A 13,738-nucleotide genomic window follows, 5' to 3' on the forward strand; every position below is an offset into this window, starting at 1 on the left:
GTACCCCGCCCCCCCCCCCCCCCCCCCCCCCCCCCCCCCCCCCCCCCCCCCCCCCCCGCGCCCCCCCCCCCCGCGGTGCTTTCCCGGTGACCGTGGGGCCCTGGGCGGCCCGGGGGGGGGCTACGGGGTCACGGGGATGTTGGTCAGGGCCTTGCCGCCGGTGCGCTTGTTGGAGGCGTAGACGGTGGTGGGGCAGTCGGCGGAGTAGTTGGTGACGTAGATCGCCGTCTGCGTGGCGCCGGTGGCGCCGGTGAGGTCGGAGGTGTTGTCGCGGAAGACGGTGCCGCAGCCCCAGCCGGGCTGCTGGGTGTGGGTCTGGTAGCCGTCGTTGAGGGTGCGGGTGCCGGTGTTGCCGGTGATGGTGTAGCCGTTGCCTTTGACGTCGACCCAGGAGTCGTCGTAGTTGGTCATGCTGAGGCCGCTGCCGTCGAAGGTGTTGCCGGAGACCAGGCCGCCGGTGGTGCCTTCCTTGAGGTCGATGTTCTCGGCGCCGATGTTGGGGCCGATGACGTTGTTGAGGATCTGCACCCGGTCGCTCTTGTCGGTCAGGGTGTTGGCGGTGCCGACGTAGACGCCCTCGCCGTATCCCGGCCGCTGGAGCCCGGTGTCGTAGATCCGCGAGTTCTTGATCACGCCGTCCGTGCTGGAGGTGCGGAAGTGCACGCCCTCCATCTGGAGCCCGTGCACGGTCACCGAGTCGATGACGACATGCGCGGCGGCGTCGGTGACGATGCCCTTCTGGCCGCCGGTGACGCTGACCCCCTTGACGGTCCAGTAGCTCGCGCCGTTCAGATAGAGGCCGTAGCCGCCGGAGGAGGTGAGCACGGCGTTCGAGGAGCCGGTGAGCGTGATCCGGTCGGGGGCCGTGCCGGACACGGTGACCTTGAAGTTGCCGGTGTACGTGCCGTCGGCGAGATGGATCGTCTGGCCGGGGGCGGCGGCGGTCAGCGCCGCCTTCAGCTCCTTGGCCGTGGTCACCTCGACGGTGCTCGCCGCGGCGGCCGTCGACGCACCGGCCGTTGCCGCACCGGCCGGCGTCGCGTACGAGAGCAGCCCGGCGAGCAGTGCCGCGACGGGCAGGGCCACCGGCAGGGTCAGAAGCGTGTGGGGTCGCATCCGCGTCCTTCCATCGTTCCAAGTATGTGAATCTTGGTCGTCCATGTGAACACATGGACGTAACGAGAGAAGGTAGGGCCCACCCGACGGACCGTCAAGACGTCCGGGTTCCGGGCGGACGCGTGGGAATGGCCGGGCGGGTACGTTCGTTGAGGGGGGAGAGAGCGAGGAGGACGATCATCGTGCTGGATCCGCAAGGGCTGTACGAATACGTGCCGGGCGGGGCCGAGGCCGTCGACGCAGCGGTCGGAGACGCAGGTCCCGTACTGCTGTACCACTTCGAGGGGTACATGGACGCCGGGGACACCGGCGAGCAGATCAGCGAGCAGTTGCTGGACCGCCTGGACAACCAGCTCGTCGCGCGCTTCGACGCCGACCGGCTGGTCGACTACCGCGCCCGCCGCCCGCTGATGACCTTCGAGCGCGACCACTGGACCTCCTACGAGGCACCGGAGATCGACCTCTATCTGGTGCGGGACACCACCGGCACCCCCTTCCTGCTGCTCACCGGCTCCGAGCCGGACGTGGAGTGGGAACGGTTCGCGACCGCCGTGCTCCAGGTCATCGAACGCCTGGGCGTACGCCTCGCCATCAACTTCCACGGCATCCCGATGGGCGTGCCGCACACCCGGCCCGTCGGCCTCACCCCGCACGGCAACCGCGTCGACCTCATGCCCGGCCACCGCGCCTGGTTCGAGGAGGCCCAGGTCCCCGGCAGCGCCGCCTCCCTCATCGAGCTGCGGCTCGCCGAGGCCGGCCGTGACGTGCTCGGCGTCGCCGCCCACGTCCCGCACTACCTGGCGCGTTCGCCCTACCCGGACGCCGCCCTCGCCGTCCTGGAGACGATCACCGCCGCGACCGGCCTCGTGCTGCCCGAGATCGCCCACGCCTTGCGCAATGAGGCGCACACCGTCCGCGTCGAGATCGACCGCCAGGTCGCTGAAGGCGACGGCGAACTCGTCTCCGTCGTCCGCGGCCTGGAGTCCCAGTACGACGCCGTCGCCGGGTCCCAGTCCCGCGAGAGTCTCATCGCCGAGGCCGTCGAGCTTCCTTCCGCCGACGATCTCGCCGCCGAGTTCGAACGCTTCCTCGCCGACCGCGAGGACGACTAGCGCCTGCGGCGCGCTCACGAAAGAGGGTTCGCGTCCCCAGGGCGCGGGCCCTCTTCCGCTTCCCCTCCGCAAGGTGCGCCGCGCTCGCGCAGGGCCTGGTCTTTAGGGGCGCGGGGAACTGCGCGGCCCGCCCCCACCGGGCTGCCAGCCCGAAAACTCACAGCATCTGCCCCGCTGGGGCCGGTTTTCGACGGCCGCGCCACCGTTGGTGGCTGAGCGCGCAGTACCCCGCGCCCCTGGGAGGCACCCGCGGAGGCCCGGAGGGCCCGTAAGCTGGCGGCATGCTGAACGTCGGGCTGACCGGTGGAATCGGGTCAGGAAAAAGCTCCGTGGCGAAACTGCTGGTGGCACACGGCGCGATCCTGGTGGACGCGGACCGCATCGCCCGCGAAGTGGTGGAACCCGGCACGGAGGGCCTGGCGGCGGTGACGGCCGAGTTCGGCCCGGACGTGCTGGCGGCGGACGGGACACTGGACCGCCCGAAACTCGGCGCGATCGTCTTCGCGGACGAGGCCCGGCGCCAGGCGCTGAACGCGATCGTGCACCCGCTGGTCGGCCGCAGGTCGCAGGAGCTGCGGGCGGCGGCGGCCCCGGACGACATCGTCGTCAACGACGTACCGCTGCTGGCGGAGAACGACCTGGCCCCGTTCTACGACTTCGTGATCGTCGTGGACGCGGCCCCGGCCACGCAGATCGAGCGCCTGGTGCGGACACGCGGGATGACCGAGGACGAGGCGCGGGCGCGGATGGCGGCGCAGGCCGGCCGCGAGGAGCGCATCGCCGTCGCGGATCTGGTGATCGACAACGACGGCCCGCTGGAGGAGCTGGAGCCCCAGGTCCGCGCGGCGTGGCAGCGGCTGCGGGAGCTGGCGGCGGCCGGGACGGCGTAGTCGCCCGGGGAATGCGGTTGCCGACGACGACGTTGGGTATGTCAGACCAGACGATCAGTCGTCACCCGTGCCCGAATTCAGGGAGGCGGCCTTGCACGAGCGGACCCCAGAGACGCACGTCATCGACTTCCGCGCCGCGGAGCAACTGCTGGAGGCGCGTGACCCGCGCGGCGCCGTACAACTCCTCGACCCGGTGATCTCGGCCCATCCGGAGAACACCGCGGCCCGCCTGCTGCGCGCCCGCGCGTTCTTCGCCGCGGCCCAACTGCGCCCGGCGGAGCTGGAGTTCCAGATAGTGCTGGAGCGCGAGCCGGACAACGCCTTCGCGCACTTCGCGCTGGCCCGTACGCTGCAACGCGCGAACCGCGCCGACGAGGCCCAGCGCCACTTCCGGCTCGCCGCCGCACTCGACCCCCGGCCGGACTATCTGGCCGCAGCCCGTTTCGACGACGCCGGCTGACGGCCGTGGAAGTCGTCGTGGTGCTGCTGATCATCTTCGCGGTGGTCGCCCTGATCGGCGTGTCCAGCAGTCTGAGGGTGGTCAAGCAGTACGAGCGCGGGGTGATCTACCGCTTCGGCCGGGTCAACCGGCTCCCCAAGGAGCCGGGCCCGCGCATGCTGGTGCCGTTCGTGGACAAGATGACCAAGGTCAACATGCAGGTCGTCACCATGCCGGTGCCGTCCCAGGACGGCATCACCCGCGACAACGTGTCGGTACGGGTCGACGCGGTGCTCTACTTCCGGGTCATCGACCCGATCCGGGCCACCGTGGACGTGCAGAACTACCAGTTCGCGATGTTGCAGGTGGCGCAGACCTCGCTGCGCTCCATCATCGGCAAGAGCGAACTCGACGATTTGCTGTCCGGCCGCGAACGCCTGCACGAGGGGCTGGAGTTGATGCTGTCCACGCCTGCCACCGGCTGGGGCGTCCACATCGACCGCGTCGAGATCAAGGACGTGGCGCTGCCGGAGTCCATGAAGCGGTCGATGGCCCGGCAGGCGGAGGCGGACCGGGAGCGGCGGGCCCGGATCATCACCGCCGACGGTGAGTTGCAGGCGTCCCAGAAGCTCTCCGAGGCGGCCAGGACCATGGACGCCAACCCGTCCGCCCTCCAACTGCGCCTCCTCCAGACGGTGGTGGAGGTCGCGGCGGAGAAGAACTCGACCCTGGTGATGCCCTTCCCCGTCGAGATGCTGCGCTTCTTCGACCGGGCCGCGAACTCCGGCGCGAATTCCGGTGCGAACACCGGCGGCGGCCAGGACACGAAGCCGGTCGAGAAGACGGCGGCGCCCGCGGCGACGGACGAACTGACGGACGCGGAACCGCGGTCCGCCGTCGAGGCCGCGGCCGACGAGCCGCCCGCGATCGACCGGAAGCCGCCGGGCCCGATCCAGATCCCGGACCCGCGCACGTCCGAGGAGTGAGCGACGAAGCCGTAGCGGCAGGGCAGGGCAGGGCAGGAACGGGACGGGAGCGGGCGGGTCACTCCGCCCGCTCCCGCGCGTCAGCCCCGCGTCAGCGCGTCCAGTCGATCTTGAACACCCACGCGTACCGCCCCTTCGCCCGCGCCGCCGCGGGCACCCGTACGGTCAGCGTGCCGCCGTCGAACTCCCGGTCCAGCGGCCGGTCGTGGCCGAGCATCGTCACCCGGTCGCCCTTGCGGACCGGCACCGGAGCGGTCGTTGACCGTGACGTCCTCCCGCCGCGCGGCGCGGGGGGCGGACGTGCGGAGCCTGCTCAGATCATCAGAACAGCGGTGCGGGCAGCACGCCCTCCAGCGCCAGCAGCGTCCGCTTGATCTCCAGGCCGCCGCCGAAACCGCCTATGCCGCCGTCGCTCTCCACCACCCGGTGGCACGGCACCACCAGCGGTATCGGATTCGCGCCCATCGCCGTCCCGACCGCGCGGGCCGCCCCGCGCTCGCCCACCCGGTCGGCCAGGTCCTGGTACCCGACGACCGTGCCGTACGGCACCCCGGCCGCCAGCTCGCGCAGCACCCGGCGGTTGAAGCCGGTGATCAGCGACCAGTCCAGAGCGAGCGAGAACTCCTTCAGCGAACCCGCGAAGTACGCCTCCATCTGCTCGGTGACCGGCGCCAGCCGGGCCGCGTCCTCGACCGGCTCGCCGCCCAGCCGCCGCCCCATCGACGCCACCGCGCGCCGTACCGCCGCCTCGTCCGCCCGGAAACCGACATTGACCAGCCCCTCGTCGGTCGCCGCCAGCAGCAGCGGCCCGATCGGGGTCTCCATGACCGTCCAGGCGGTGTCGTTCGTCACGCGTCCAGCCTAGATCGGGGGTCCGACAACGCCCCGCCGCCGCGATCCGCCCGGCAAGCACGGCCGGCACGAGGCCCGTCACCGGAAGTGACCGGCCGGTCACACGAGGGGAAGTGGCCGCCCCGGCGGCGGCCCGCCCGTCCGGGCCCGGACGATTGTCGGTGGTGGGTCGTACGGTGGTGACATGCGGCCCGTATCAGACATCGAACGCAGTGTGGCGCCCTTCAAGGTCGTCAGCCCCTACCAGCCCAGCGGCGACCAGCCCACCGCCATCGACGACCTCGAGAAGCGGATCCGCGGTGACGAGCAGGACGTCGTGCTGCTCGGCGCGACCGGTACGGGCAAGTCCGCGACCACCGCATGGATGATCGAGCGGCTCCAGCGCCCCACCCTGGTCATGGCGCCGAACAAGACGCTCGCCGCCCAGCTCGCCAACGAATTTCGCGAGCTGCTGCCGAACAACGCGGTCGAGTACTTCGTCTCGTACTACGACTACTACCAGCCCGAGGCGTACGTCCCGCAGACGGACACGTACATCGAGAAGGACTCCTCGATCAACGAGGAGGTGGAGCGGCTGCGGCACTCCACCACCAATTCGCTGCTGACCCGGCGCGATGTCGTCGTGGTCGCCTCAGTGTCCTGCATCTACGGCCTCGGCACCCCGCAGGAGTACATCGACCGCATGGTGCGGCTCAATGTCGGCGACGTCATCGACCGCGACCAGCTCCTGCGGAAATTCGTCGACATCCAGTACGCGCGCAACGACGTGGCCTTCGCCCGCGGCACCTTCCGGGTACGCGGCGACACCATCGAGATCTTCCCGGTCTACGAGGAACTGGCCGTCCGCATCGAGATGTTCGGCGACGAGATCGAGGCGCTCTACACACTGCACCCGCTCACCGGCGAGGTGATCACCGAGGACCGGCAGATCTACGTCTTCCCCGCCACCCACTACGTCGCGGGCCCCGAGCGGATGGAACGCGCCATCGCGGGCATCGAGAAGGAGCTGGAGGGCCAGCTCGCCCTGATGGAGAAGCAGGGCAAGCTGCTGGAGGCCCAGCGGCTGCGGATGCGCACCACGTACGACATCGAGATGATGCGGCAGATCGGCACCTGCTCCGGCATCGAGAACTACTCGCGGCACATCGACGGCCGCGAGCAGGGCTCCGCGCCCGACACCCTCATCGACTACTTCCCCGAGGACTTCCTGCTGGTCATCGACGAGTCGCATGTCACCGTGCCGCAGATCGGCGCGATGTACGAGGGCGACGCGTCCCGCAAGCGCACCCTGGTCGACCACGGCTTCCGGCTGCCGTCCGCGCTCGACAACCGGCCGCTGAAGTGGGAGGAGTTCCTGACCCGCGTCGGCCAGACCGTCTACCTGTCCGCGACACCCGGAAAGTACGAGCTGTCCCGCGGCGACGGCGTGGTCGAGCAGATCATCCGCCCGACCGGACTGGTCGACCCCGAGGTCATCGTCAAGCCCACCGAGGGCCAGATCGACGACCTGGTGCACGAGATCCGGCTGCGCACGGAGAAGGACGAGCGCGTCCTGGTCACCACCCTCACCAAGAAGATGTCCGAGGACCTCACCGACTACCTGCTCGAACTGGGCATCCAGGTGCGGTACCTGCACAGCGACATCGACACCCTGCGCCGCGTCGAGCTGCTGCGCGAACTGCGGGCCGGTGAGTACGACGTCCTGGTCGGCATCAACCTGCTGCGTGAGGGCCTCGACCTGCCCGAGGTGTCGCTGGTCGCGATCCTCGACGCCGACAAGGAGGGCTTCCTGCGCTCGGGCACCTCGCTGATCCAGACCATCGGCCGCGCCGCCCGTAACGTGTCGGGCCAGGTCCACATGTACGCGGACCGGATCACCCCGGCGATGGAGAAGGCCATCGAGGAGACCAACCGGCGCCGCGAGAAGCAGATCGCGTACAACAAGGAACGCGGCGTCGACCCGCAGCCGCTGCGGAAGAAGATCGCCGGAATCCTGGACTCCTTCGCCCGCGAGGACGCCGACACCGAGGAGCTGCTGGGCTCCGGGCGGCAGCGCTCGCGGGGCAAGGCGCCGGTGCCAGGACTGTCCGCCCGCTCGGGCGAGAAGCGCGGGGCGAAGACGCTGCCCGCCGAGGAGCTGGCCGACCTGATCGCTCAGCTCACTGACCAGATGCACGCGGCGGCCGGCGAGCTGCAATTCGAGGTGGCCGCCCGGCTCAGGGACGAACTGGGCGAGCTGAAGAAGGAGTTGCGCCAGATGAGAGAAGCGGGAATGGCGTGACGCGGGACCGGCGACCGGCCGGTGTTCGCCAGGAATCGCCACGCGGCGAACCGGGATACCGTTGCACGGCGTCTTGTTAGGGTGCGGGACAACCGCACACACGGGTGAGAGGGGACAGCGCGTGACGGTCAACATGACCAAGGGCCAGAAGATCAGCCTGAGCAAGTCCGACGGAGGGACGCTGACGGCGATCCGGATGGGGCTGGGCTGGCAGGCCGCGCCGCGCCGCGGACTGTTCGGGTCCCGCACCCGGGAGATCGACCTGGACGCCTCGGCCGTGCTCTTCGCGGACAAGCAGCCGGTCGACGTGGTGTTCTTCCAGCACCTGACCAGCGACGACGGCTCGGTCCGGCACACCGGTGACAATCTGGTCGGCGGCGCGGGCCAGGGCGGCGACGACGAGTCGATCATCGTCGACCTCCAGCGCGTACCGGTCCATGTCGACCAGATCGTCTTCACGGTGAACTCCTTCACCGGCCAGACCTTCGCCGAGGTGCAGAACGCGTTCTGCCGCCTGGTCGACGAGACCAACGGGCAGGAGCTGGCCCGCTACACGCTGACCGGCGGCGGCCAGTACACGGCGCAGATCATGGCCAAGGTGCAGCGCGGCGCGACCGGCTGGTCGATGACGGCCATCGGCACGGCGGCCAACGGCCGGACGTTCCAGGACCTCATTCCGGCCATTCTGCCCGCGCTCTGAGGCCGCACGGCCGCTGACGCGGCCCCCGGCCCGCGGGCCGGAACACGTACACACGCATAACGGGAACGGGGGGCGGCGGACATGACGGCCGAACTGGTCCGGGGACAGAACCATCCGCTGCCGGGCACCCGGATGGAGATCCGGGTGTCGGCGGGCACCCCGGTGGTGGCCGCGGTCACCCTCGGGGACGAGCGGGGGCGGGTCGTCGGCGACTCCTCGCAGTGGCTGGCGCACCCCGGCGCGCCGCAGCTCCCCGGCGTCGAGGTGCCCCGGCAGGCCGCCGCCGAGCACCGGCTCGCGGTGGACCTCGGCGCGATGCCGCCGCAGGTGCACCGGGTGCACGTACTGCTGGCTCTCCCGGGCGCCGCGGGCCGCCCCGGCGCGCCCGCCGCCTTCGGCGCCGCCCCCGCCCCGCATCTCGCCGTCACCACCACCGAGGGCGAGGCCGTCGCCGGATTCACCATGACCGGCCTCGGCCCCGAGACGGCCCTGCTGGCCATCGAGCTGTACCGGCGGCAGGGCGCCTGGAAGGTGCGCGCCGTCGGCCAGGGGTACGAGGGCGGTCTGCCCGCGCTGCTGCTCGACCAGGGTGTCCCGGAGCCCGCCGGGGTGGCCGCGGGCATCGACGAGGCGGTGGGGCGCGAGCTGTCCCGCTCGGTCGACCTGCCCGCCGCGCCGCGTACGGCCCCGCCGCCGCGGCCGGAAACCGCGGCCCCGGCCGCCGCTCCGGGCGACGGCCGGATCACCGCGTCCTCAGGACCGGTCGACTACCGGCACCCGCGGCGCAAGGCCGCCGCCACCGCGCCGCCCCCGCCCGCTCAGGGACCGGCCCAGGGCCGGCCGGGCTCGCCGTACGACGCCCCGCCCGCCGCGCCGCGGCCGTCCTCCGACGGACAGCCCGGCACCCCGCCCGGCACCCCGCCCGTCCCCGTCGCGGGCGACGCCTCCGGCTGGACGATGGAGGAGCGACTGCACAATCAGGTGTGGGGCATGTTCGAGGACCTGGCCCGCACCATCGCCGCCTACCGCAGCGCGGTGGACTTCGCCGAGTCCCGCTTCGAGCAGGAGCTCGACCGGCTGCTCGCCGACCCCGCGACCCGCGGCGGTCAGGCCGCGGACGCCGCCCGCGACCAGGCGCAGACCCGGCAGTTCGCGCTGGTCGACCAGGCCCGCGCCGTGCTCGACCGGGACATCGCGCAGCTCGTCGCCGAGGCCGAGGTCGTCGAGCCCGCGCTGCCCGCCGCCTTCGCGGGCTGGGAGAATCCGGTGTGGCACGCCTACCGGGTGCCCGACCAGCCGCCGCTCGCCGTACGGCTCGGCGGCCTCTACCTGCCCGAGGCGCCCGAACTGCGCATCCCGCTGCTGGCCCGGCTGCCGCTGGACCGCGGTCTGTGGATCGACAGCGAGGAGGACCGCGGGGTCGCCATGGACACCGCCGTGGCGATCGCCGCCCGGCTGCTCGCCTCGTACCCGGTGGGCGGTTTCGCGGTGCACGCCCTCGACCCCGCGGGCTCCGGCTCCGCCGCGCTCGCCCCGCTCACCGGCAGCGGCGCCGTGCTGATGCCGTCGGCCGGGGGCGCGGCCGGGGTCGGCGAGGTGCTGAACCGGCTGACCGAACGCGTCGATCTGCTCCAGATGGCACTGCGCGGCGGCGCCGCCGACTCGCTGCCGCCCGGCTTCGACACCGCCGAGCAGCTTCTGATCGTCAACGAGTTCCCGTACGGCTTCGACGACCGGGCGGTCACCCAACTGCGCTATCTCGCCGACGAGGGACCGCGCGCCGGGGTGCACCTGCTGCTGGTCGCCGACCGCGAGGACGCGTCCGCGTACGGGCCGGTGCTCGATCCGCTGTGGCGCTCGCTGCTGCGGCTCACCCCGCTGCCCAGCGACCACCTGGCCGACCCGTGGGTGGGGCACGCCTGGACGTTCGAGCCGTCGCTGGTGCCGCCGGGCAGCCAGGTGCTCACGCAGGTGCTCAGGGAGATCGCGGCGGCCCGCCCGGCCTACGGCCCCTGACCGGTCGTGCCGGGTCCTGCGCCGGTGCTTTACCGACTTTACGGCTCTGACCTGCACGCTTGTGCGATTATTTACTAACTCTTGGGCAATTCGTGTACTGTTCTTGGTGCGGAGTGAAACCTCCCCCTGAACGGACTCAAGTGGTGGGGACCTCCGGCAGCGACGACGCTGACAGTTGCCGTATCGAATTGCCGGAGGACCTGTGGATGTCTCCCTCGCCCTCTGGGCGCTCACCATCGCCGGACTGATCGCCCTGATCGCCGTTGACTTCGTCATCGGCCGCACCCCGCACGACGTCTCCGTCAAGGAGGCAGGGGCCTGGACGATCGTCTGGGTCGTACTCGCCGGGCTCTTCGGACTCGGCCTGCTCGTCTTCTCCGGCGGCCAGCCGGCAGGCGAGTTCTTCGCCGGTTACATCACCGAGAAGTCGCTGAGCGTCGACAACCTCTTCGTCTTCGTCCTGATCATGTCCAAATTCGCGGTGCCGTCCCAGTACCAGCAGCGCGTACTGCTGGTGGGCGTACTGATAGCGCTGGTGCTCCGCGCGGTGTTCATCGCGGGCGGCGCGGCGATCATCGCCAGCTTCTCGTGGGTCTTCTACATCTTCGGCGCCTTCCTCATCTGGACCGCCTGGAAGCTCATCCAGGACGCCCGTTCGGACGACGAGGACGAGGAATTCGAGGAGAACCGGCTGCTCAAGGCGGTCGAGAAGCGCGTGCCGTCCACCGACAAGTACCACGGCACCCGGCTGTTCATCACGGAGAACGGCAAGCGGCTGATGACGCCGATGCTCGTCGTGATGCTCGCCATCGGCACCACCGACGTGCTCTTCGCGCTCGACTCGATCCCCGCGATCTTCGGCCTCACCCAGGACCCGTACATCGTCTTCACCGCCAACGCCTTCGCCCTGATGGGCCTGCGCCAGCTCTATTTCCTGATCGGCGGCCTGCTCAAGAAGCTGGTCCACCTGTCGTACGGGCTGTCGGTGATCCTCGGCTTCATCGGCGTCAAGCTGGTGCTGCACGCGTTGCACGAGTCCGGTGTGCACGTGCCGGAGATCTCCATCCCCGTCTCGCTCGGCGTCATCGTCCTCGTCCTCGCGGTCACCACCGCCACCAGCCTGGTCGCCTCCAAGCGGCAGGCGGAGGCCGAGGCCGCCGCCTCCGAGGACGAGGAGCGCCCCGCGACGCCGGTCCGCTGACCGGTCCCTCCGTAACCCCCTCCGTACCGACCCCTCCGTACCGACCCCTTCGCGCAGACCGCTCCGTCACGAGGGCTACCGTGGCCCTCGTAACGGAGCGGTTGTGCGTGGCGTGTGGGAAGGCGCGGATGGTGGCGAGCGGCATGGTGGTCCTTCCCGAGCTGACCGGCGCGCGGTTCTTCGACGCCTGGCGGCTCGACGCCGTCGCGCTGACCGCCGTCGTCCTGCTCGGCGTCGCGTACGCGCTGGGCGTACGGCGCAAGCGGCGCGCGGGGGAGCGGTGGCCGCTGTGGCGCACCGCCGCGTTCTACGTCCTCGGTCTCGGCACCCTCGTCGTCGCGACGATGTCCTCGCTCGCCGTCTACGACCGGGTGCTGTTCTGGCCCGCCGCCGTGCAGAACATCCTGCTCGACCTCTTCGCCCCGCTCGGCCTGGCGCTCGGCGACCCGCTCGCGCTCGCCGCACCCGACAGCCGGCTGCGCCGCGCCTTCACCGGCCGTACGGTACGACTGCTGATGTATCCGCTGGTCAGCTCGGTGCTGGTGCTCGCCTCCGAGCTGACGATCTACTTCACGCCGTACTTCTCCACCGCCCTCGGCAACGGGCTCGTGCTCCAGCTCATGCACCTGCAACTGCTGCTCACCGGCTGCCTGTTCGTGCTGCCGATGCTCAGCCGTCAGGACCTGCTGCCGTCCTGGTGCGGTCATCCGGTCAGGGCCGCGCTGGTCTTCTTCGACGGGCTCTTCGACTCCGTGCCCGGCATCGTCGTCATGACCAGCGGCACGCTGGTGGCCGGGCACTGGTACGCCGCGCACCCGCGCTCCTGGGGGCCGAGCGTCCAGCACGACCAGATGCTCGGCGGCGGCCTGATGCTCACCCTCGCCGAACTCGTCGCGCTGCCCTTCCTGATCCTGGTCTTCTTCGAGTGGTGGCGGGCCGAGCGGGAGAAGACGGCGGAACTCGACGCGCGGCTGGACCGCGAGGCCGTCGTCGCGATGTCCGGTGCCGGTGCCGGTGCCGGTGCTGGTGCTGCCGCTGGTGCTGCCGCCGGTGCCTCTGCCGCGCCCGCCTCCACAAAGGCCCACGCGTCCGCCGCCGCTCCCGCCGCCGCGCCCGTTCCGGAGATGACCCGCCCCTGGTGGGAGACCGATCAGGGCGAGGTCGGCGAGCGCATGCGGCGCGGTCGCTGAGCGGTCCGCGGCGGCTCGGGGTCACAACTGCGTTACGGGCACCACGTCACGAGTCGGCGCGTGTCACGCTCTCCCCCTCATACCTGTCCTGGGGGGACAAATTGCGTCAACGTGCCATCACCGCTGCCTGTTTACTGGCCGTCGCGGGGCTCGCGCTCGCGGGATGCGACGGCGACGGGGGGACCGACGACATATCGGGCGCCGCCGCCTCGGTCTCGGCCACACCCACGGCCGCGCCCACCACCACGCAGGCCGCGCTCACCGGCCAACTGCCCAACCTGACCGGGATGCCGCTGCTCGCCGCGCGCACCATGGCCGACGACGCCGGGTTCACCCGGATCGCCGCGCACGACGCGACGGGGGCCGAGCGCACCCAGGTCTCGGACGGCGACTGGAAGGTGTGCTTCCAGCAGCCCGGCCAGGGGCCCGCGGCGCTGTCCGACCCGGTCGACCTCGCCGTCGTCAAGATCGCCGAGATCTGCCCGCCCGCGGACGGCACCCCGGCGCCGTCACCCACACCCACGGTCACCCGCACCACGGCGCCGTCGCCGACCGCCACGCACAAGGCGACGCCCAAGCCCCGCCCCACCACCGTCACCCACAAGCCGACCCCGAAGCCCAAGCCGAAACCCAAGCCGAAGCCGAAGCCGACCGTCGGGTACACCGAGCCCCCGGTCAACGACCACGACGGCGCCACCGCCCTTTGCAACGACGGCACGCTGTCCTACTCGCAGCACCACCGGGGCACGTGCTCGCACCACCACGGCGTGGCCGTCTGGTACAAGTAGCCCGCCCGGCCGTACGGCGACCGTACGGACATCCGGGGGAGCGCGGGGGGGGGGGGGGGGGGGGGGGAGGCCCCGCCCCCCCCCCCCCCCCCCCGGGGGGGGGGGCCAAACCCCCCCCACCCCCCCCCTTCCCCTCCCTCGGTGGGGGGGGCCCGCACCCACAGTCG

Annotated in this window: 13 protein-coding genes; 10 read left to right on the plus strand and 3 right to left on the minus strand. The window is 71.4% G+C overall.

Annotated elements, in window-relative coordinates:
* Positions 1-120 precede the first annotated feature (120 nt).
* Entirely contained in the window at positions 121-1,116 is a 996-nt protein-coding gene (locus ACZ4EF_RS32100) for a right-handed parallel beta-helix repeat-containing protein (RefSeq protein ID WP_467507658.1), read from the minus strand.
* 182 nt (positions 1,117-1,298) lie between these two features.
* Here ACZ4EF_RS32100 and ACZ4EF_RS32105 point away from each other — a divergent pair, with 182 nt between their 5' ends.
* From ACZ4EF_RS32105 to ACZ4EF_RS32120, 4 genes are all read left to right on the plus strand, one after another.
* A complete protein-coding gene (locus ACZ4EF_RS32105; RefSeq protein WP_188283398.1) occupies positions 1,299-2,228 on the plus strand; it encodes a PAC2 family protein in 930 nt (309 codons plus the stop codon).
* Positions 2,229-2,509: 281 nt separating this feature from the next.
* Positions 2,510-3,118: a dephospho-CoA kinase gene (gene coaE, locus ACZ4EF_RS32110; protein ID WP_355333939.1), complete on the plus strand. Its 609-nt coding sequence runs from the start codon at positions 2,510-2,512 to the stop codon at positions 3,116-3,118.
* A 91-nt stretch (positions 3,119-3,209) separates the two neighbouring features.
* Positions 3,210-3,578 (plus strand): tetratricopeptide repeat protein, encoded by a 369-nt coding sequence (locus ACZ4EF_RS32115; RefSeq protein WP_188283400.1) that lies wholly within the window; start codon positions 3,210-3,212, stop codon positions 3,576-3,578.
* Between the two features lie 5 nt (positions 3,579-3,583).
* Positions 3,584-4,543 carry a slipin family protein gene (locus ACZ4EF_RS32120; RefSeq protein WP_467507660.1) on the plus strand — a complete coding sequence of 320 codons (960 nt, stop codon included), beginning with the start codon at positions 3,584-3,586 and terminating at the stop codon, positions 4,541-4,543.
* A gap of 91 nt (positions 4,544-4,634) precedes the next feature.
* Here the strand turns inward: ACZ4EF_RS32120 and ACZ4EF_RS32125 are convergent, their stop codons facing one another.
* Complete coding sequence (locus ACZ4EF_RS32125) at positions 4,635-4,790, minus strand: hypothetical protein (protein ID WP_355333933.1); 156 nt, start codon at positions 4,788-4,790, stop codon at positions 4,635-4,637.
* Between the two features lie 74 nt (positions 4,791-4,864).
* On the minus strand, positions 4,865-5,368 hold the full coding sequence (locus ACZ4EF_RS32130) for a methylated-DNA--[protein]-cysteine S-methyltransferase (protein WP_467507677.1): 504 nt from the start codon (positions 5,366-5,368) through the stop codon (positions 4,865-4,867).
* Between the two features lie 211 nt (positions 5,369-5,579).
* On the opposite strand from ACZ4EF_RS32130, the gene uvrB reads away from it, so the two are divergent.
* From uvrB to ACZ4EF_RS32160, 6 genes are all read left to right on the plus strand, one after another.
* Positions 5,580-7,676, plus strand: coding sequence for an excinuclease ABC subunit UvrB (gene uvrB / locus ACZ4EF_RS32135; RefSeq protein ID WP_467507662.1), 2,097 nt, complete (start codon positions 5,580-5,582; stop codon positions 7,674-7,676).
* Between the two features lie 121 nt (positions 7,677-7,797).
* Positions 7,798-8,376, plus strand: a complete 579-nt coding sequence (locus tag ACZ4EF_RS32140; protein ID WP_355333929.1) for a TerD family protein — start codon at positions 7,798-7,800, stop codon at positions 8,374-8,376.
* A gap of 81 nt (positions 8,377-8,457) precedes the next feature.
* Entirely contained in the window at positions 8,458-10,392 is a 1,935-nt protein-coding gene (locus ACZ4EF_RS32145; RefSeq protein ID WP_467507664.1) for a TerD family protein, read from the plus strand.
* A 202-nt stretch (positions 10,393-10,594) separates the two neighbouring features.
* The gene (locus ACZ4EF_RS32150; RefSeq protein ID WP_355333925.1) at positions 10,595-11,593 is read left to right on the plus strand and encodes a TerC family protein; all 999 of its coding nucleotides are present in this window, start codon (positions 10,595-10,597) and stop codon (positions 11,591-11,593) included.
* 143 nt (positions 11,594-11,736) lie between these two features.
* A complete protein-coding gene (locus ACZ4EF_RS32155) occupies positions 11,737-12,783 on the plus strand; it encodes a cytochrome c oxidase assembly protein (RefSeq protein WP_467507666.1) in 1,047 nt (348 codons plus the stop codon).
* Positions 12,784-12,884: 101 nt separating this feature from the next.
* Positions 12,885-13,571, plus strand: coding sequence for a DUF3761 domain-containing protein (locus tag ACZ4EF_RS32160; RefSeq protein WP_355333922.1), 687 nt, complete (start codon positions 12,885-12,887; stop codon positions 13,569-13,571).
* Positions 13,572-13,738: the final 167 nt, after the last annotated feature.

It is taken from the genome of Streptomyces sp. NPDC025721 (genome assembly GCF_055558595.1).

What these genes read in the sequence shown, in the direction of transcription:
- ACZ4EF_RS32100 (WP_467507658.1), bottom strand. Translation starts at nt 1,116, where the DNA reads ATGCGACCCCACACGCTTCTGACCCTGCCGGTGGCCCTGCCCGTCGCG.
- coaE (WP_355333939.1), top strand. Translation starts at nt 2,510, where the DNA reads ATGCTGAACGTCGGGCTGACCGGTGGAATCGGGTCAGGAAAAAGCTCC.
- ACZ4EF_RS32130 (WP_467507677.1), bottom strand. Translation starts at nt 5,368, where the DNA reads ATGGAGACCCCGATCGGGCCGCTGCTGCTGGCGGCGACCGACGAGGGG.
- uvrB (WP_467507662.1), top strand. Translation starts at nt 5,580, where the DNA reads ATGCGGCCCGTATCAGACATCGAACGCAGTGTGGCGCCCTTCAAGGTC.
- ACZ4EF_RS32145 (WP_467507664.1), top strand. Translation starts at nt 8,458, where the DNA reads ATGACGGCCGAACTGGTCCGGGGACAGAACCATCCGCTGCCGGGCACC.
- ACZ4EF_RS32155 (WP_467507666.1), top strand. Translation starts at nt 11,737, where the DNA reads ATGGTGGTCCTTCCCGAGCTGACCGGCGCGCGGTTCTTCGACGCCTGG.